Genomic DNA, 19,546 nt, shown 5'->3' on the forward strand with positions numbered 1-19,546 from the left:
CCCAGAGACCCTGCCGAATCCCGGGAACCGGCCCGGCGATTTAAACCCAAAATCGAGAACCCGCCGCTACCCGACTAATGACCCACGCACCTAGCTAAGTTTCGAGGATTTCGCCGGTGGTCATGTTGACGGCGGGGACGGCTGCGGCCGCCCCGTCGTCGTCGGTGAAGTGCCGGGCCACCGCCGCGGCCAGGGACGGTCCGATCCCCTTTGCGCCCGTGAGCTCCTCCACGGAAGCAGCCCTGATGCTCCGGACCGAGCCGAACTGGGCCAGCAGCGCCTTGCGCTTGGACTCGCCGAGGCCCGGCACGCCGTCGAGCGCGGAGACCGTCATCGCCTTGCCGCGCTTCTGCCGGTGGAAAGAGATGGCGAAGCGGTGGGCCTCGTCCCGGATGCGCTGCAGCAAGTAGAGCCCGGCCGAGGCGCGGGGCAGGATCACCGGGAAGTCGCTGTCCGGCAACCAGACCTCCTCGAGCCGTTTGGCGAGCCCCACGACGTAGACGTCCTCGATGCCGAGCTCGGCGAGGGCTCGGGCCGCGGCGTTCACCTGGGGCTGGCCGCCGTCGACCACCACGAGGTTCGGCGGGTAGGCAAACCTGGTCCGCGGCGCCGGCGTCGTGGTATCCGCAACGGCAACCGCCACGGCCGCGCTGACCCTGGCCTCCTGCGCCGCTTGATGCCCCGGCGTGCGGGCCGCGTCCGCCTGCCCGGCTTTCTCCTGGAGGTAGTTGCGGAACCGCCGCGTCAGCACGTCATGCATCGCGGCGGTGTCGTCGTTCGCGGCGGCGCCGGTGACGGAGAACTTCCGGTACTCGGACTTCTTCGGCAGACCGTCCTCGACCACCACCATGGACCCCACCACGTTGGTGCCCTGGATGTGCGAGATATCAAAGCATTCGATCCGCAGCAGCGCCACCGGCAGGTCCAGCGCCTCCTGCAGCTCCTGGAGCGCCTGCGACCGCATGGTCAGGTCACCCGCGCGCCGCGACTTGTGGAGCGCGAGGGCGTGTTCGGCGTTGTCCCGGACGGTGGACAGCAAAGCGGCCTTGTCCCCGCGCTGCGGGACGCGGACGTCCACGCGGGCCCCGCGCAGGCCGCTGAGCCATTCGGCGAGCTCCACGGCGTTGCTGGGGTCCGTGGGAACCAGGACCTCGCGGGGCAGCCGGCCCTGCAGCCCGGCTTCCTCCCCATAGACCTGCTGGAGCAGGTGCTCCACGAGGTCCGGGGTGGTGGAGTCCTCAACCTTTTCCACCACCCAGCCGCGCTGGCCGCGGATCCGGCCGCCGCGGACGTGAAAGACCTGGACGGCGGCCTCAAGCTCGTCCTCGTGCAGGGCGAAGACGTCCGCGTCGGTGCCCTCGGCGAGGACAACAGCGTTGCGCTCGAAGACCTTCTTGAGCGCCACGATGTCGTCCCGGATGCGGCCGGCACGCTCGTAGTCGAGTTCCGCGACGGCGGCGGCCATGTCCTTTTCCAGCCTCGTGACGAAGGGCTTGGCCTCGCCGCCCATGAACGTGCAGAAGTCCTCGGCCAGGGCGCGGTGGTCCGCGGCGGAGATCCGGCCGACGCACGGGGCGGCGCACTTGTCGATGTAGCCGAGCAGGCAGGGCCGGCCGCTGGCCTCGGCGCGTTTCAGGACGCCGGCGCTGCAGCTGCGGACCGGGAAGACCCGCAGCAGGGTGTCCATAGTGTCCCGGATGGCGCCGGCGGTGTAGGGGCCGAAGTACCGGGTGCCCTTGCGGCGCTCCCCGCGCAGGACCTGGACCCGGGGGTACTTCTCACCCATGGTGACGGCGAGGTAGGGGTAGCTTTTGTCGTCCCGGAACATCACGTTGAATCGGGGCTTGAACTCTTTGATCCAGGTGTATTCGAGTTGCAGGGACTCCAGTTCACTCCCGACGACGGTCCATTCGACGCTGCTCGCCGTGTGGACCATCGCATAGGTTTTGGGCAGCAGCCCGGCGGGATTGGCGAAGTAGGAATTCAGCCGGGATCGGAGACTCTTGGCCTTGCCCACATAGATGACGCGCCCGTGCGGGTCGCGGAAGCGGTACACGCCCGGATTGGTCGGAATCTCACCCGTCTGGGGTCGGTAACTCGCTGGATCTGCCACAGTCCAAGTCTACTGAGCCGGCTGCGGTGTCTCTTACAGGGCTGACCCGGGCACCCGCTGCGTGACGGCCGAGCTGGCCCGTCCGGGCTATTCCGCCGTTTTGCTCTGGTTGTAGCTCGAGGACCGCTCCTGGCCGCTCAACCCGGCGATCGCATCCATGATTCGGTCGGTGACCTGGCGGCGGGCCGGGAGCGAATGGTCCGGGCCGGTTTTGTCGAAGTACAGCGGTTCGCCAACCTTCATGGTGAAGTGCTGCGGTTTGACCGATTTGCTGTCCGCCGGCTGCAGGTTTTCGGTGCCGATCAGGCCCACCGGGATCACCGGCGCCCCGGTGGTCAGGGCCAGCCAGCCGACGCCGGTGCGGCCGCGGTACAGGATCCCGTCGCGGGAACGGGTGCCCTCGGGATAGATGCCGATACCCTTGCCTGCGTCCAGTATCTCCAGCAGGGTCTTCAGCGCCTGGACGCTGGCCGCCTGCTCGCCGCGCTCGACCGGGATAGAGCCGACGGCCTCGAAGAAGGACTTCATGACCCGGCCCTTGACACCGCCGGTGGTGAAGTATTCCGCTTTCGCGAAGAAGGCTACCGGGCGGGGCATGAGGGCCTGGACGATCACGCTGTCCAGGAAGGAGAGGTGGTTCGGCGCCACGATGAACGGGCCCTCTTTCGGCACGTTTTCGAGTCCGATGACCGTGGGGCGGCAGGTCGAGGCGACAAGCCCCCGTGTGGTCCAGCGGATAGCGTCAAACATTGCCATTGATGGGCACCTCGTTCAGGGTCTGCAGTGCGTCGGTGTCCAGGGCACCAGCCAGGATGAAGTCCCGCCTGACGATGATCTCGTGGAGAACGGCGGTGTCCGGAACGACCGCCACGGCGCCGGCCCCGCGGAGTTCGCCGTCGGCCGCAAAGCCCCAGCCTACCCCGATGCAGTCAAGGCCGTTGGCGGCGGCGCCGGCGACGTCCTGGGCGCGGTCCCCCACCATAACGGCGTGTTCTGTGTGCGGACCGGACACCGCTTTCAAGTCGGCCAGTGCGGCGGCTACAATGCCGGCCTTGCCTGAAGCACCGCCCGCTGCTGCCTCGTCGGCGGCCGAGCCGCGGATGGAGTTGAAGAGGCCGGCGATGCCGTGGTGGTCCAGAACGGTGCGGGCGAGGCCCTCGGGCTTCTGGGTGGCGACGGCGATGGGACGGCCAGCCGCTACGAAGGCTTCCAGCAGGGACAGGATGCCCGGGTAGAGCCGGCTCTGCGCGATGCCGGTGGAGCGGTAGTGCGCCCGGTAGATCCGGATGGCGTCGTCCAGTAGGGCGGCCGGAACCCCGGCGGTCTCCGTCAGGGCATGACTGAGTTTCGGGCCGATCATCGTATCCATCAGGGCTTTGTCCGGCACGCTGAGCCCGAGCTCAGTGAGGGCCGCCGCGATTCCGTCCGCAATGCCCTGCGCCGGATCGACAAGAGTGCCGTCCAGGTCAAAGATCACGGGCACTGTTGTAGGGTTCACCGGCCTAGTTTCTCATGTGCGAACGTATGCCGGTAATTCGCATGCTTCAACGGGAATACTTCCGGGGATTCTGCAGCCTAAGCGAGGATGTCGGCCAGGAAGGCTGCCGTGTGGCTCTCCGTGGACCTCGCCACCTGCTCCGGGGTGCCGGTGGCCACGATGCGGCCGCCGCCGGACCCGCCGTCGGGCCCGAGATCAACCACCCAGTCCGCGCTCTTGATGACGTCGAGGTTGTGCTCGATCGTGATGACGGTGTTGCCCTTGTCCACGAGGCCCTGGAGCACCAGGAGGAGCTTCCGGATGTCCTCGAAGTGCAGGCCCGTGGTGGGTTCGTCCAGCACGTAGATGCTGCGCCCGTTGGAGCGTTTCTGCAGCTCCGCCGCGAGCTTCACGCGCTGGGCCTCGCCGCCGGAGAGCGTGGTGGCGGGCTGGCCCAGCCGGACGTAGCCGAGTCCGACGTCGACCAGGGTGGACAGGTGCCGGGCGATCGGCGAGAACGCCGCGAAAAACTCGGCGCCTTCCTCGATGGGCATGTTCAGGACATCGGCGATGGTCTTGCCCTTGTAGTGGACTTCCAGGGTTTCGCGGTTGTAGCGGGCACCGTGGCAGACCTCGCAGGGCACGTAGACATCCGGCAGGAAGTTCATTTCGATCTTCAGCGTGCCGTCGCCGGAGCAGGCCTCGCAGCGGCCGCCCTTGACGTTGAAAGAGAACCGGCCCGGCAGGTAACCGCGGACCTTGGCCTCCGTGGTCTCGGCGAAGAGCTTGCGGATGTTGTCAAAGACGCCCGTGTAGGTGGCCGGGTTGGAACGCGGGGTGCGGCCGATGGGGCTCTGGTCGACGTGCACCACCTTGTCGAGGTGCTCGAGGCCCTGGATGGACTTGTGCCGCCCGGCCACCTGCTTGGCGCCGTTGAGCTTGTTGGCCAGGACCTTGTACAGGATCTCGTTGACCAGGGTGGACTTGCCGGAGCCGCTGACGCCGGTCACCGCGGTGAACAGGCCCAGCGGGAACGTGGCATCCACGTTCAGGAGGTTGTGCTCCTTGGCACCGACCACCTTGAGCTCGCGCTTCTTGTCGTATTTGCGCCGCTTTTTGGGGATCTCGATCTTCTTGCGGCCGGAGAGGTAGTCGCCCGTGAGGGATTCGGTGTTCTCCAGCAGTCCCTGGTAGGAACCGGAGTGCACCACCATGCCGCCGTGTTCGCCGGCGCCCGGTCCGATGTCGACCACCCAGTCGGCTTCCTGGATGGTGTCCTCGTCGTGCTCCACCACGATCAGGGTGTTGCCGAGGTCCCGCAGCCGGGTGAGCGTCTCGATCAGGCGGCGGTTGTCCCGTTGGTGCAGCCCGATGGAGGGCTCGTCAAGGACGTAGAGCACGCCTACGAGGCCGGAGCCGATCTGGGTGGCCAGCCGGATGCGCTGGGCTTCGCCGCCGGACAGGGTGCCGGAGGGCCGTTCCAGGTTCAGGTACTCCAGGCCGACGTCGAGCAGGAAGGTCAGGCGGGCCTGTATCTCTTTGAGGACCTGGTGGGCGATCTGGGATTCGCGGCCGGTGAGCACCAGGTTGTCGAGGAAGTGCGCACAATCGCGCATCGGCAGGGCCGCGACGGCGGCAATGGACTTCCCGTTGATCAGCACCGAGAGCGACGCCGGGTTCAGCCGGGCGCCGTTGCAGGCCGGGCACGGGATCTGCCGCATGTATTCCTCATAACGGTCCCGGGCCTTGTCGGAGTCGGTTTCGAGGTGCTTCCGGTGGACGTACTGGATGACGCCTTCGAAGCCGGTACTGTACTTGCGCTCGCGGCCGAAGCGGTTGCGGTACTGCACCACCACCTTGTGGTCCTTGCCGTGCAGCACCGTTTGGCGGGTGTCCTCGGAAAGCTTGTCCCACGGGGTCTTCATCGAGAACCCGAGTTCCTTGGCAAGTCCGCCGAGCAGCCGGTTCCAGTATTCCGTCGTCGCCGTCCCGAGCGACCACGGCGCGATGGCGCCCTCAGCGAGGGAGAGTTCGCCGTTCGGAATGATGAGTTCCTCATCGACTTCGAGCTTCGTGCCGATGCCGCTGCAGGCGGAGCAGGCGCCGAAGGGGTTGTTGAACGAGAAGGAGCGGGGCTCGATTTCGTCGATGGCGAGGGGGTGCTCATTGGGGCAGGCCAGGTGCTCAGAGAACGCCCGGATCCGTTCCGGGTGGTCCGCGTCGAGATCGACGAATTCGGCAAGGATCCGTCCCTCCGCCAGGCCGAGGGCGGTTTCCACCGAGTCGGTGAGGCGCTGGCTGATGCCGTCTTTCACCACGAGCCGGTCCACCACCACTTCGATGGTGTGCTTGAACTGCTTGCCGAGCTTGGGCGGATCGCTCAGCTGGATCAGCTTGTCATCAACCCGGGCGCGTGAGTAGCCCTTCGCCGTAAGCTCCTTAAACAGCTCGACGAACTCGCCCTTACGGCCCCGGACGACGGGGGCCAGGACCTGGAAACGGGTGCCCGCCGGCAATTCCAGCAGCTGATCCACGATCTGCTGCGGGGTCTGCTTCGCGACGGGTTCCCCGCACATGGGGCAGTGCGGGCGGCCGACACGGGCCCACAGCAGGCGCATGTAGTCGTAGATCTCGGTGATGGTGCCCACCGTGGAGCGGGGATTCTTGCTCGTGGACTTCTGGTCGATGGACACCGCGGGTGAGAGGCCCTCGATGAAGTCGACGTCGGGCTTGTCCACCTGGCCAAGGAACTGCCGGGCGTAGGCGGAGAGCGATTCGACGTAGCGGCGCTGGCCCTCGGCGAAGATGGTGTCGAAGGCGAGGGAGGACTTTCCGGATCCTGAGAGCCCGGTGAAGACAATCATGGAGTCGCGCGGCAGGTCGAGGTCCACGTTGCGGAGGTTGTGCTCGCGCGCTCCTTTGACGATGAGGCGTGACATGTCCGGTCGCTTCACCTCGGGGCGGGCATCGATCACGCGGCCCGGTTGTGCGGCTCGCACCGGAACCGCGACCATCGGAACTGCACTCCCCGGAACTGCGCTCTCCGGAACTGCGGGGGTCTGGGAATCAACGGCTGGATGTTCAGCTACGGCTTTAGGCACGCTACTAATGCTAATCGAAAACTTCTTCGAATATCCATTCCCGGCTGTGTCCCGGGCCGGGGAAACCCGCCCCGTGTGCTACCGGTGCTGCTCGCGGTCGTACGCGGCTGCGAGCAACTGCACGGCCTCAGCGAAGCTCGCGCCCCGGGTCTTCGCCGCGGCGGCGAACTCGGCCGCGGCGGCGGACAGGGAGCTCCAGGCCTCATCCCGGGCGCAGACCACCGTCCCGTTCCGGCCCCGGGTGATCACGACGCCGGCACCCTCGAGTTCCTTGTAGGCGCGCGCCACGGTATGCGGCGCGACGCCCAGCTCGCCGGCGAGGCTGCGCACCGCCGGGAGCCTGGTTCCGGCCGGCAGTGTTCCGCGGTCTGCCCGTTCAATGACAGTAAGCCTGAGCTGTTCGAAGAGGGGCACGGAGCTGGCCGGGTTGGGCCGCCAGGCACCGGGAAAGGGTGTGGCCGAGGTCACTGCGGGGCTCACTGTTCCGGCCCGCCCGGTCCTTGCGGCTGTTCGCGGCCAGCGAACTGCGCCTCATACAATTTCGGGTAAAGCCCGCCCCCGACCATAAGCTCCCGATGGGTTCCGCGTTCAACGATCCGTCCTTGGTCCATGACCAGAATTAGATCAGCGTCGCGGACGGTGGACAAGCGGTGGGCAATTACGAAGCTGGTCCGGCCTTGCCGGAGCCGATGCATCGCCTGGCGGATTTGGGCCTCGGTCCGGCTGTCAACGGAGCTGGTGGCCTCGTCGAGAACCAGGATGCTGCGCGCCGCCAGTTGCGCCCGGGCGATTGAGATGAGCTGGCGCTGCCCGCGGCTCAGCGTGTCGCCGTCGTTGCCGAGCATCGTGGCGTAGCCGGCCGGCAGGGCCCGGACGAACTGGTCCACGTGGCTGGCCTGCGCCGCGGCGACGATCTCGGCGTCGCTGGCGCCGGGGCGGCCGTACTCGATGTTTTCCCGGATGCTGCCGGTGAAAAGCCAGGCGTCCTGCAGCACCGTGGCGAAGGCGGCCCGCAGCTCATCCCGCGACAGCCCTGCGATGTCCGCCCCGTCGACGGTGATCCGGCCCGAATCCAGCTCGTAGAACCGCATCAGGAGGTTCACCACCGTGGTCTTGCCGGCGCCCGTCTGGCCGACGATCGCCACGGTCTGCCCCGGCTCCACGGTGAAGGAGAGGTCCCGGACGACCGGGGTGTCCGGGCTGTAGCCGAAGGTGGCGTGCTCGAAGGTGACGCGGCCTTCGGCGCCGGCGCCGGCGCCGGGCGCCGTGATCGGCGCCGGGATCGGCGCTGCGGCCGTGACCGGGCAGTACCCGGCGGCCGCGGCGGGGCGATCGGCCGGGATCTCCGGCGCGTCGAGCAGGGCAAAAACACGCCCGGCGGAGACCAGGCAGGACTGCAGGAGGGTCAGCATGCCGCCGATCTGCCCCATCGGCTGGCTGAAGAGCCTGCTGAACTGGATGAACGCCTGGATGCCGCCGATCGTCATGGCCCCGGCGGTGACCTGGAGCGCCCCCACCACGGCGACGGCGATGTAGTTGAGGTTGGAAACGAAGACCATCAGCGGCTGCACGACGCCGGACATGTACTGGGCGCGGGCGCTGGCCCGGTTAAGCTTGTCGTTGCTGTCCTTGAAGCTGGCGGCGGACGCGTCCTGCCGCCCGAACGCCTTGATCACTTCATGGCCCGTGACGAACTCCTCCAGCTGGGCATGCAACTCCCCGGTACTCGCCCACTGCGCGGTGAAATGCGGCTGCGATTTACGGGCCACCAGCACGGTGATCAGGGTGGAGACCGGGACGGACACCAGCGCGATGACGGCCAGGACCGGTGAAATCCACAGCATCATGGCAAGCGCGCCGGAGAGCATCAGAAGGGACATGATCAGCTGGTTGAGCAGTTGGCTGAGCGCCTGGGAGATATTGTCGACGTCGTTGGTCGCGCGGCTCAGCACGTCCCCGCGGTGCTGTTCGTCGAAGTGACTGGACGGCAGCACATGCAACTTTTCCTCGACCGAGGCCCGGAGATCGTAACTGAGGCGCTGGACGGCCCTGGCCGTCAGGGCACCCTGGATCCAGCTGAACAGGGAGGCGCCGAGGTACATCAGGGATACCACTGCCAGCAGCACCGCGAGTTTCTCCTGGCTGAAGGTGCCGCCAATCACGCCGTCGACGACGACGTCGGTAGCGTCACCCAGCAGCTTGGGTGCTGCCACGTTGAGCGCGACGAAGGCGCAGGTGGCCGCGACGGCGCCGGCCATCCGCCATTTCGACGGGCGGAGGAGACCGAGCAGCCTGCCGGTGGTACCCAAACCGGAAGGTTCCCTGCCCGCGGCAAGGTCATCGGCCAGGGGCCGGTCCCCGGCCTTCGCGGTTGTGGAGGTGACGGCCGGCTGCCCGGCATCGGCATCGGCCAACGCCTCGGCCGACGGCAGGATCCCGGCCTCGAGGGCCGGTTCCCGGCTCACAGAGTCCCCTCCGGGACGAGTTGGGAGGCAGCAATTTCCTGATAGCTCGTGGAGGACTCCATCAGTTCGCTGTGCGTTCCCTGCGCCACAACGCGCCCGTTGTCCAGCACCAGGATCAGGCCGGCGTCTACGATCGTGGATACCCGCTCGGCCACGATCAGCACGGTCGCCGAACCCAGCAGTGGCCCCACGGATTCCCGGAGCCGATAGTCCGTGCCGTAGTCCAGCGCGGAAAAACTGTCGTCGAAGAGGTAGACGGGGGCCTGACGGAGCAGGGCGCGGGCGATGCACAGCCGCTGCCGCTGGCCGCCGGAGAAATTGGTGCCGCCCTGGCTCACGGGCGAGTCCAGCCCCTGCGGGAGCCCGCGGACGAACTCCCCGGCCTGCGCCGTTCCCAGCACCCGCCAGAGCTCTGCGTCGGTGGCGCCCGGCGCCCCCATGCGCAGGTTATCCGCCAGGGTCCCGGTGAACAGGTACGACTGCTGCGGCACGAGGGCGATGAGTCCGCGGAGCGCCGTCAGCGGGAAGTCACGGATGTTGCGGCCGCCGACGCGGATCTCGCCTCCGGTGGCATCCAGGAAACGGGGCAGCAGATTCAGCAGCGTGGTCTTGCCGCTGCCGGTGGCACCAATGATCGCCGTCGTGGTGCCGGGCACCGCCGTGAACGTTACGCCTTCGAGAACAGGCGCTTCGGCGCCGGGGTAGGCAAAGGTGACGCCCCGGAACTCCACGGTGTTTCTGGTGGGGCCCGTGACCGGGCTCCTGCCGGCGTCGACCGCCTCGGCGTCGACCGCCCCGGCATCGGCTGCACCGGGGCCATCCGTGATGGCGGGGGCCGTGTCCAGCACGGCCTGGATGCGTTCGGCGCAGGCGGCGGCACGCGGTGCCGTCATGAACACGTACATGGCCATCATGATCGCAATCAGGATCTGCAGGATGTAGGCGATGAACGCCGTGAGGGCGCCGAGCCGCATCTCGCCGGACTGGATCCGGAAGCCGCCGAACCAGACGACCCCGACCGAGGACAGATTGACCACCAGCATGATCAGCGGCATCATCCCGGCAACGAGCAGCGCCGACTGCGTGTTGTTCCCGGTGAGGTCCTTGTTGGCCCCGTCGAAGCGGCGGATCTCATGGCCCTGGCGGACAAAGCCCCGGATGACGTTGGCGCCGACTATCTGCTCCCGAAGGATCCGGCTGATCCGGTCGATAAGTTCCTGGCCCTGCCGGTAGAGCGGAATGAGACGGCGGACAATCACGGCCATGATGACCGCGAGCACCGGCACTACCGCCGCCACCAGGCCGGAAAGTGCGATGTCCTGGTTCATGGCCAGCACGATGCCGCCGAGGAAGATGGCCGGCGCCGCGATGAGCATGGTGAAGACGAGTACCGCGAGGTTCTGGATCTGCGCGACGTCGTTGGTGGCCCGGGTGACCAGGCTCGGGGCGCCGAAGGCCGCGACTTCCTGGGAGGACAGGGACTGCACTTTGTCGAACAGTTCTTCGCGCAATTTCCGGCCCATCTCCATGGCCACGATGGCGCCCAGATAACCGGCCGCGACGGCGGCCAGGACCTGGACCGCGGCAATGCAGGCCATCCAGGAACCGAGTTGTGGGATCTCCGCGGTATTGCCGCCGACGATCCCGTCGTCGATGATGGCGGCGTTCAGGGTGGGAAGGAGCAGGTTGGCGGTGGTCTGGACGAGCTGCAGCAGGACAATCGCCAGTACGGTCACCTTGCGGGCGGATAACAGCCGCCCCATCAGGCCAAGTAGCACCGAACCTCCATCAATAGATCAGGGCCCGGATCCGGAATCGCGTGGCGGCCGCCCCCACGCCGCCCCGTCATTGTAGCCCCGCCGCGGTGTGCATCGGGGTCACACGGCTGCCGGGATTTTCCATCGGCCGTGAATGACCCCGACACTGCTCAGCTTCGTTTCCGGGCGACGGCAAAAATCCGCCGGAAGGGGAACACCGTTCCGTGCGCGCCGGCCGGGTATGCCCTGGCCAGCCCGGCCGAGTATTCGGCTTCGAACTCGCGGGCATCCCCGGCGGACAAGGCCGCAAGGACGGGGCGGAGTCCCGTGCCGCGGACCCACTCCAGCACGGGGTTCTCCCCCGGGAGCAGCTGCTGGTAGGTGGTCTCCCAGGCGTCGGCGTCACAGCCGGCGTCGAGCATGATCTTCAGGTAGTCAGCGGGCTCCCCCACGACGTCCTCGTGGCGCAGCACCCCGGCGAGCCGGCCGGACCAGGCGCCGGACTCGGCCAGCCCGCGCATCAGCGTGTGCGAGGGGGACGAAAAATTGCCGGGAACCTGCAGCGCGAACCAGGCCCCGGGCTTCAGCGCGGCAAGCCAGCGCGGCAGCAGCTGCCGGTGGCCGGGAACCCATTGCAGGGCGGCGTTGGTGACCACCACGTCGGTCCCCCCGGCCGGCGTCCACCCGGCGATGTCGGCGAGGCTGAACGACAGATTGGGCGCCGTCCCGGCATAGGCGCCGGACCTGGCCAGCATCTCCGGCGAGGAATCCAGGCCCACAATCCGGGCCTCGGGCCAACGGTCCGCGAGTGTGGCCGTCAGGTTGCCGGGACCGCAGCCGAGGTCCACCACGTGCTGCGGGGCGTCGGCATGAATCCGGCCCGTCAGGTCAAAGTAGGGCCTGTCCCGGTAATCGCCGAACTGCACATATTTGGCGGGATCCCATTCCACGTTTTCCTCCAGTCACCGGCACGCACGCAACACTCGTAGCCTAACCCCGGCAGAGCAGCCCGCCCCCGGGGCCCGGGGCGGAGCCTGCGGCCACTAAGCTGGAGAGCGATGAAACTCGATGATCAGCTCCCCGCCCCGGCCGCCCGTGTCCCAGGCCGGAACGGCCTCGATCCGGACGAGCTGTACACCCGCTTTGTCGACTGGACGGAGAGCCGCGGCCTGGCCCTCTACACCGCGCAGGACGAAGCCATCATGGAGCTGGCCTCCGGCGCCAACGTCATCCTGGCGACGCCCACCGGCTCCGGGAAGTCGCTCGTCGCGATCGCGCTGCACTTCCAGGCCATGGCCCGCGGGCAGCGCAGCTACTACACGGCGCCGATCAAGGCGCTCGTGTCCGAGAAGTTCTTTGCCCTGTGCGAGATCTTCGGCGCCGAGAACGTCGGCATGATCACCGGGGACTCCGGCGTCAACCAGGACGCCCCGATCATCTGCTGCACCGCGGAGATCCTCGCCAACACTGCGCTCCGTGAAGGAGCGGCCGCCGGGCTGGGCGCCGTCGTTATGGACGAGTTCCACTTCTACGCCGACCCGCAGCGCGGCTGGGCCTGGCAGGTGCCGCTGCTGGAACTCCCGCAGGCCCAGTTCCTGCTGATGTCCGCGACGCTGGGCGACGTCAGCCGCTTCGAGGCCGGCATCAGCGAACTGACCGGACGCCCGACGACGACCGTCAGTTCCGCGGAGCGCCCCATCCCGTTGCACTACTACTACGAGCAGACGCCCGTGCACGAGACCCTCGAGGAGCTGCTCGCCACGAAGCAGGTCCCGGTCTACGTGGTGCACTTCAGCCAGGCCGAGGCGATCGAGCGGGCCCAGAACCTGATGAGCGTCAACGTCTGCACCCGTGAGGAGAAGGACAGGATCGCGGAGCTGATCGCCGGCTTCCGGTTCGCTGCCGGCTTCGGCAAGACCCTGAACCGGCTGGTCCGGCACGGGATCGGCGTCCATCACGCCGGGATGCTGCCGAAGTACCGCCGCCTCGTCGAGCAGCTGGCCCAGGCCGGACTGCTTAAGGTCATCTGCGGCACGGACACCCTCGGGGTGGGCATCAACGTGCCCATCCGTACCGTGCTGTTCACGGCACTGAGCAAGTACGACGGCGTCCGCACCCGGGTACTGAACTCCCGCGAGTTCCACCAGATCGCCGGCCGCGCCGGCCGCGCCGGCTACGATACCGCCGGGACTGTGGTGGTCCAGGCGCCGGAGCACGTGACGGAGAACGTCAAGGCAATGGCGAAGGCCACCGCCAAGTTCGGCGACGACCAGAAGAAACTCCGCCAGGTGGTCAAAAAGAAGCCGCCCGAGGGTTTCGTGTCCTGGGGCGAGCCCACCTACACGCGCCTCGTGGAATCCGTCCCGGACCCGCTGACTTCCAGCTTCACCGTGACCCACGCGATTCTCATGAACCTGATGGAACGCCCGGGTGATCCTTTCACGGCCACCCGGCGGCTGCTCACCGAGAACCACGAGCCGCGCTCCTCCCAGCTGCAGCTGATGAAGAAGGCCCTCGGCATCTACCGCGAACTGCTGGCGGCCGGCGTCGTGGAGCGGATCCCGCTTCACGAGCAGGGCCGGGACGGCCGCACCGTCCGGCTCACGGTCCACCTGCAGCCCAATTTCGCCCTGAACCAGCCGCTGTCCCCCTTCGCCCTCGCGGCGCTCGACCTGCTGGACCCGGAGTCGCCGTCGTACGCCCTGGACGTGGTGTCCGTCATCGAGTCGACGCTGGAGAAGCCCCGGCAGATCCTCTCCGCACAGCAGAAGAAAGCCCGCGGCGAGGCGATCGCGGCGATGAAGTCCGACGGCATCGACTACGACCAGCGGATGGCCATGCTCGAGGACGTCACCTATCCGATGCCGCTCGCGGAGATCCTGGGCGGGGCGTTCGACGTCTACCGCAAGGCCGCCCCGTGGATCGGGGACTTCGAACTTGCACCCAAGTCCATCATCCGGGACATGTACGAGCGCGCCATGAACTTCGGCGAATTCGTCCAGTTCTACGGCCTGGCCCGCTCCGAAGGCATCGTGCTGCGCTACCTCGCGGACGGCTTCAAAGCCCTGCGCCAGACCGTGCCGCAGGACGCCCTCCGCGAGGACCTCGAGGACCTCATCGCCTGGCTCGGCGAACTGGTCCGCCAGGTGGACTCGAGCCTGCTGGACGAATGGGAGGAGCTCACCTCCGGTGCCGCGCCGACCCCGCACAACGCTCCCCCGCCGCCGCCGCCGTCGTTGACCTCCAACGTCCGGGCGTTCCGGGTGATGGTGCGCAACGAGATGTTCCGCCGCGTGGAACTGTTCGCGGACGAGGCAGCCACGGCCCTGGGCGAGCTCGACGGCGGGTCCGGCTGGGACGCCGGGCGCTGGGAAGACGTGCTGGATGACTACTTCGACGAACACGACGACATCGGCACCGGCCCGGACGCCCGCGGCCCTGGCCTGCTGATCATCACCGAGGAGCCCGGGGCGTGGAAAGTGCGGCAGATTTTCGAGGACCCGGCCGGCAACCACGACTGGGGCATCTCGGCCGAGGTGGACCTCGGGGCGTCCGACGAGACCGGCACCGCCGTCGTGCGGGTGACCGACGTCAACCGGCTGTAGCCCCACGTAAACTTCAACAATGAATCTAATCCGGCCCGCGACGGCAACCGATGTCCCCGTAATCCTGCAGATGATCCATGACCTGGCCAGCTACGAGAAGGAACCCGACGCCGTCCGGAACACCCCGGAGATGCTCACCGCGGCGCTCTTCGGCGACAATCCGCGGGTGTTCGCCGCGATGGCCGAGAACGGGGCCGGCCAGGTCCGCGGCTTCGCCCTCTGGTTCCTGAACTACTCCACCTGGGAGGGCGTCCACGGCATCTACCTCGAGGACCTGTACGTGCGGCCGGAGGCCCGCGGCGAAGGCCACGGCAAGGCGCTCCTGCAGCACCTTGCGGCGACCGCCCTCGAGCGCGGCTACGCGCGCGTCGAATGGAGCGTCCTGGACTGGAACGAACCCTCGATCAATTTCTACAAAAAGCTCGGCGCCGCCCCAATGGAGGAATGGTCCACTTTCCGCCTCACCGGCGACGCGCTGCAAGCCTTCGGCGCCCGGACGGCCGAATCCCGTGGCTGAACGGGACGCCGCTGACCTGCCGATGACCGGCCCCGGTGCCGCGGACCTGCTCGAGGCGGACAGCCGGGTCCGCCACACCATCAAGGCGCGGCACGAATTTCGCGGCATGCGAACCGCGGAGCACTACTTCGAGGTGCCGCTGGACCACTTCGGCGACCCGTCCGGCGAGACCATCACGGTGTTCGCCCGCGAGTACGTCTCCACGGACCACAGCCCGGAGCAGGCCGCGCAGCTGCCCTGGCTGATGTACCTGCAGGGCGGGCCCGGCGGCCGCGGCACCCGGCTCCCGGCGCTGGCCGGCTGGAGCAAGGCCGCCGCCCAGGACTTCCGCATCCTCATGCTGGACCAGCGCGGCACCGGCCTGTCCTCCCCGATCGACCGCAACACCCTGCCGCTGCGCGGGAACGACGCCGGCCAGGTGGAGTACCTCTCCTGCTTCCGGGCGGACTCCATCGTCGCCGACGCCGAGGCCGTCCGGCACGCCCTGGGATCCGGGCCATGGACCGTCTACGGCCAAAGCTACGGCGGCTTCTGCGCGCTCAGCTATCTCTCCTTTGCCCCCGAGGGCCTGCGCGAGGTGCTGGTCACCGGCGGGCTGGCCCCGCTGACCGGCCCCGCGGACCGGGTCTACCAGGCCACTTTCCGGCGCGTCGCGGCCCGCAATGCCGAGTACTTCGGCTGGTATCCCGAAGACCGCGAAACGGTCACCCGGATCGCGCGGCACCTTCGCGAAACGGAAGAATTCCTGCCCGACGGCGTCCGGCTCACGGTGGAGCGCTTCCAGATGGTGGGATCGTTCCTGGGCGGCAATACCCGGGTGGATGCCCTGCACCATCTGCTGGAGGACGCCTTCGTCGGCACCTCCGACGGCCACCGCCTCTCGGACGCTTTCCTGGAACAGGTCCGCGGGCTTGTCTCCCGGTCCGCCAATCCGCTCTACGCACTGATGCATGAATCCATCTACGCGCAGGGCATGTCCACCGGCTGGGCCGCCCGGCGCGTCCGGCGGGACTTCCCGGCGTTCCACCCGGACGCCGCTGAGCCGCTGCTGACCGGGGAGATGGTCTACCCCTGGTACTTCGAAGAGGACCCGGCGCTCCGCCCGCTGCGGAACGTCGCCCGGCTGCTGGCCGAAAAAAGCGGCTGGCCGCCGCTTTACGATCCGGAACGGCTCGCCCGCAACACCGTCCCGGTCGCCGCTGCCGTCTACACCGACGACATCTACGTGGACCAGGAGCTCTCGCTGGAGACCGCTGCGGCGGTCCGCGGCCTCCAGGTCTGGGAATCCGCGGATTTCCACCATGACGGCATCGCAGACGACGGCGAAGGGATCTTCGCCCGGCTGCTCGGTATGACCCGCTCCGTCCGCGGCTGACCTCCCCCGGGCCCCCGGTCCCGGGCCGCCTGAAAGCGGGTCGATCCGCCGGCTACGCTTCAGCCGAGGGCAAGGCGCTGCTACAGGGCGTCGTCGATACCTCTGGGTCTTTGGCCCCTTGCCCGCGCCCGGCCGGGGCAGCACCATAGGGTAGGTCGAGCACATGGGATTTGCCGGCAGGGAAGCACACACCTGATGGCCCGGATCAAACAGCACGGGCGGACGGGAGAAACCGGCCGGCTGCGCGCGCGGGCGCTCGAACCCTTGCGGGCGCTTGCGTGGACCGGCGTTGTCATCGGGGTGAATGGATGTGGGGGCTCGTCCCGTCCCGCGAAAGGAAAGCGATGTCCCAAAGGCGCGTATATGACCACACGGCTGCGTTGCTCCGGCAGCCGGATCCACACTCCACCGTCAGCCTTGAGCTGATCCGTCTGGCGTCCCTGGCTGCGTCGAGCCACAACACCCAGCCATGGAAGTTCCTGGTTACGCCGGATGCAATCACGATCCAGCCCGACCGCACCCGTAGCTGCGCCGTCGTCGACCCCGACGACGCGCACCTGTTCAAGAGTCTCGGCTGCGCGGCCGAGAACCTCGTCCAGGCGGCCAACGCCCGGGGCCAGGCCGCCGAAGTCTCCTTTGACCCGGCCGGACAGGTCATCGTCGTGCGCCTCAAACCGTCCAGCACTCTCGGGCCGACCCCGCTCTCGGCCGCGATCGAGACACGTCAGTGCACCCGCGGGACGTATGACGGCCAGCCCGTCAGCAGCGAAGACCTCGCGGCCCTCAAACAGGCCGGCAGCATTGAAGGTGTGCAGTGCATCCTCCTCTGTGACCGGGGGCAAATCGACACTGTGGCCGGTTTCGTGACACGCGGCAACCTCACGCAGTTGAATAACAACGCCTTCCGTCGCGAGCTTGTGTCCTGGATCCGCTTCAACCCCGCCGCCGCGCTGCGCCGGGGAGACGGACTCGCCGGCCTCACCACGGACCAGCCGCCAATCCCGACACCGGTCGGAAAGCTCTTCTCCCGGGCGCTGATCAGAGCCGGAGCACAGGCACAAAACGATGCGGAGCACATCGCGAGCTCCCCCGGGGTGGCGATCTTCGCCACCACCGGCAATGACGCGCGGTCCTGGGTGGCGGCCGGCCGCGCCTACCAGCGCTTCGCCCTTCAGGCCGAGGCCCTCGACATCCGTTCAGCCTTCGTCAACCAACCGATCGAAGTACCCGGGCTGCGCCGCGAGTTCGAATCCTGGCTGGGCCTCACCCACGAATGCGCGCAGCTCGCCGTGCGCTTCGGTCACGGCCCGAAGCTTCCCTACAGCCTGCGCCGACCCGTCCAAGAGGTCCTCGTCAGCAGCTCCGCCCAGGCAGGGCCACTGCCCGGCACGGCCGCTACATGACCATCACGACTGGCTGTCCGGTGCAACCGCATAGCCTTCCCGTGTTTCGCCGGCAGCCGGTGTAGCTCCATGGCTACCGACGCCCACGGCATGGTTTCGCGCCGCTCAGTGGTGCGGGGGCTCGGGTTGGGTGGCGCCACCATCGTCGTGACTGCCGCGGGCCTCGTCAGCTACCGCGCTTTCGATAACGGGGTGATGGATGCTGGATCCGGCGCGCCCTACGACGCATGGATGCACTGGCGTACCGACCCGACACCGCTCGGGGCGGTCGGGGCGGCGATCCTGGCCGCGAGCCCCCACAATCAGCAGGGCTGGACTTTCCGCGTGACCGCTCAGGCTGTCGACGTGTTTGCGGATCCGACACGGGAGATGCCGATGACGGATCCATTCTTGCGGGAACATCACGTCGGCCTCGGCTGTGCCCTCGAAAATCTGGCCCGCGGGTATCGGCCAGAGGTGATTCTGATGCCCTCCGCCGCCGATCCCACCCACGTGGCGTCGGTGACGTTGATCCCGGTGGAGGCTGCGACCTCCTCTCTGCACGACGCCATCGGCGACCGACACTCAAATCGTGGACCCTACGAAAGCATGGCCGTTCCGGATGGTGTGCTAAGAGACCTGGCTGGCCCCACCGGGGATAGCGATGTCCGGGTTCACTGGCTCACCTCACCGAAGGAGAAGGAGGCATTCAGTACGATCGTGATCGATGCCACCCGGGCGATTATCGATGATCGCGGCCAGTCGGAGGAGTTCTTCATCCGGTTCAGGAACAACCGTGACGACATCGACCGGTTCCGCGACGGCGTCACGCTCGACGGGCAGGGGCTTGCCCCGCTCACCCTCACCCTCGCCAAGCTCCTGCCCGCCTATTCACGTGCTGAGGGTGACCAGTTCTGGCTTGACCAGACCCGCACCGTTCACACCGCGACGGCGGCCGCTTTCGGTGTGGTCACCGTCGCGGCTGCCGACGACCCGCGGCTGCGGCTGGCCGGCGGACGGCTTCTGCAGCGGGTTCACCTCGGTGCCACCTCACGGGGTTTGGGCCTGCAGCACATGAACCAGGTCACCGAACGGATGGATCGCGAACGCGACCAGAGTCTTCCCGCATCATTTGCCCCGCTCCTACGGGAACTTCTGCCCGCCGGAGTTGTGCCGTTGGTCGCGTTCCGACTCGGGACTCCCGTGCGGGCATCCCGACCCAGCCCCCGGCGCCCGCTGCAGGAGGTGCTCCGGTGAACGGGATCCTGCGACGCCAGCGCATCGCACGGCGGCTCGGGATCGCGGGCGCAGTTCTCGGCCTGGTCGCGGGGGCAGTTCAAGCCACCGCAGGAGCCCGGATCCCGCAGTGGACCGGCGACAAGAACAGTCCCCTTGAACTGGGCATGCTCACTGTGATTCTCTCTCTCGTCGCGCTGCTCAGCGCGCTCACCCTAGGACGAACTCCGCTGTCCACACCGCACCGGTTGGCGGCGGCGACGGGACTGCTCATCCCGGGGCTGCTGTGCTTTACGACGGTCGGGACCCTGTGGTACCTACCCGGCGGACTATTGCTGGCAGCCACTGCTCTCGCAGTCAGCGCGGGTGCAAGCCGTGCGTCACGCCACTTCGTTCTGACGCAGTGGCGTGCCGGACTAGTGACAATGCCGTTCGGTTAGCGGCCTGGGTCCGGCGTCAAGGCTGTGGGAGATCGGCGTGTCACCGGGTTAAGTAGGCGTGGCTCCTGTTTGAGTAGT

General features: G+C 67.8%; 14 protein-coding genes. 6 read left to right on the plus strand and 8 right to left on the minus strand.

Features of this window, described 5'->3' with window-relative positions:
* Positions 1-94: 94 nt before the first annotated feature.
* The 8 genes from uvrC to RCH07_RS17725 form a co-directional block, all read right to left on the minus strand.
* Positions 95-2,113 carry an excinuclease ABC subunit UvrC gene (uvrC, locus tag RCH07_RS17690; protein ID WP_326968801.1) on the minus strand — a complete coding sequence of 673 codons (2,019 nt, stop codon included), beginning with the start codon at positions 2,111-2,113 and terminating at the stop codon, positions 95-97.
* Between the two features lie 87 nt (positions 2,114-2,200).
* Positions 2,201-2,869 (minus strand): lysophospholipid acyltransferase family protein, encoded by a 669-nt coding sequence (locus tag RCH07_RS17695; protein WP_326968802.1) that lies wholly within the window; start codon positions 2,867-2,869, stop codon positions 2,201-2,203.
* Complete coding sequence (locus RCH07_RS17700) at positions 2,856-3,611, minus strand: HAD hydrolase-like protein (protein WP_326968803.1); 756 nt, start codon at positions 3,609-3,611, stop codon at positions 2,856-2,858. Before RCH07_RS17700 ends, RCH07_RS17695 begins: the two co-directional genes overlap by 14 nt.
* A 77-nt stretch (positions 3,612-3,688) precedes the next feature.
* A complete protein-coding gene (gene uvrA / locus RCH07_RS17705; RefSeq protein ID WP_326968804.1) occupies positions 3,689-6,529 on the minus strand; it encodes an excinuclease ABC subunit UvrA in 2,841 nt (946 codons plus the stop codon).
* 240 nt (positions 6,530-6,769) lie between these two features.
* The gene (locus tag RCH07_RS17710) at positions 6,770-7,159 is read right to left on the minus strand and encodes a GntR family transcriptional regulator (RefSeq protein WP_326968813.1); all 390 of its coding nucleotides are present in this window, start codon (positions 7,157-7,159) and stop codon (positions 6,770-6,772) included.
* 8 nt (positions 7,160-7,167) lie between these two features.
* Positions 7,168-8,949, minus strand: coding sequence for an ABC transporter ATP-binding protein (locus RCH07_RS17715; RefSeq protein ID WP_442784867.1), 1,782 nt, complete (start codon positions 8,947-8,949; stop codon positions 7,168-7,170).
* Between the two features lie 203 nt (positions 8,950-9,152).
* Positions 9,153-10,919 (minus strand): ABC transporter ATP-binding protein, encoded by a 1,767-nt coding sequence (locus RCH07_RS17720; RefSeq protein ID WP_326968806.1) that lies wholly within the window; start codon positions 10,917-10,919, stop codon positions 9,153-9,155.
* A gap of 164 nt (positions 10,920-11,083) precedes the next feature.
* The gene (locus RCH07_RS17725; protein ID WP_326968807.1) at positions 11,084-11,863 is read right to left on the minus strand and encodes a trans-aconitate 2-methyltransferase; all 780 of its coding nucleotides are present in this window, start codon (positions 11,861-11,863) and stop codon (positions 11,084-11,086) included.
* A gap of 108 nt (positions 11,864-11,971) precedes the next feature.
* On the opposite strand from RCH07_RS17725, the gene RCH07_RS17730 reads away from it, so the two are divergent.
* The 6 genes from RCH07_RS17730 (at position 11,972) to RCH07_RS17755 (ending at position 19,468) form a co-directional block, all read left to right on the plus strand.
* Positions 11,972-14,518, plus strand: coding sequence for a DEAD/DEAH box helicase (locus RCH07_RS17730; RefSeq protein ID WP_326968808.1), 2,547 nt, complete (start codon positions 11,972-11,974; stop codon positions 14,516-14,518).
* A gap of 19 nt (positions 14,519-14,537) precedes the next feature.
* Complete coding sequence (locus RCH07_RS17735; protein WP_326968809.1) at positions 14,538-15,035, plus strand: GNAT family N-acetyltransferase; 498 nt, start codon at positions 14,538-14,540, stop codon at positions 15,033-15,035.
* 22 nt (positions 15,036-15,057) lie between these two features.
* On the plus strand, positions 15,058-16,410 hold the full coding sequence (locus tag RCH07_RS17740; RefSeq protein WP_326968814.1) for an alpha/beta fold hydrolase: 1,353 nt from the start codon (positions 15,058-15,060) through the stop codon (positions 16,408-16,410).
* A 344-nt stretch (positions 16,411-16,754) separates the two neighbouring features.
* Entirely contained in the window at positions 16,755-17,813 is a 1,059-nt protein-coding gene (locus RCH07_RS17745; protein ID WP_326968810.1) for an Acg family FMN-binding oxidoreductase, read from the plus strand.
* A 69-nt stretch (positions 17,814-17,882) separates the two neighbouring features.
* The gene (locus RCH07_RS17750; protein ID WP_326968811.1) at positions 17,883-19,049 is read left to right on the plus strand and encodes a hypothetical protein; all 1,167 of its coding nucleotides are present in this window, start codon (positions 17,883-17,885) and stop codon (positions 19,047-19,049) included.
* Positions 19,046-19,468 (plus strand): hypothetical protein, encoded by a 423-nt coding sequence (locus tag RCH07_RS17755; protein WP_326968812.1) that lies wholly within the window; start codon positions 19,046-19,048, stop codon positions 19,466-19,468. Before RCH07_RS17750 ends, RCH07_RS17755 begins: the two co-directional genes overlap by 4 nt.
* The last annotated feature ends 78 nt before the right edge of the window (positions 19,469-19,546 follow it).

Origin of the sequence: Arthrobacter sp. CG_A4 (assembly GCF_035985125.1) — a bacterium.
In the GTDB taxonomy this organism is placed as follows: Bacteria; Actinomycetota; Actinomycetes; order Actinomycetales; family Micrococcaceae; genus Arthrobacter.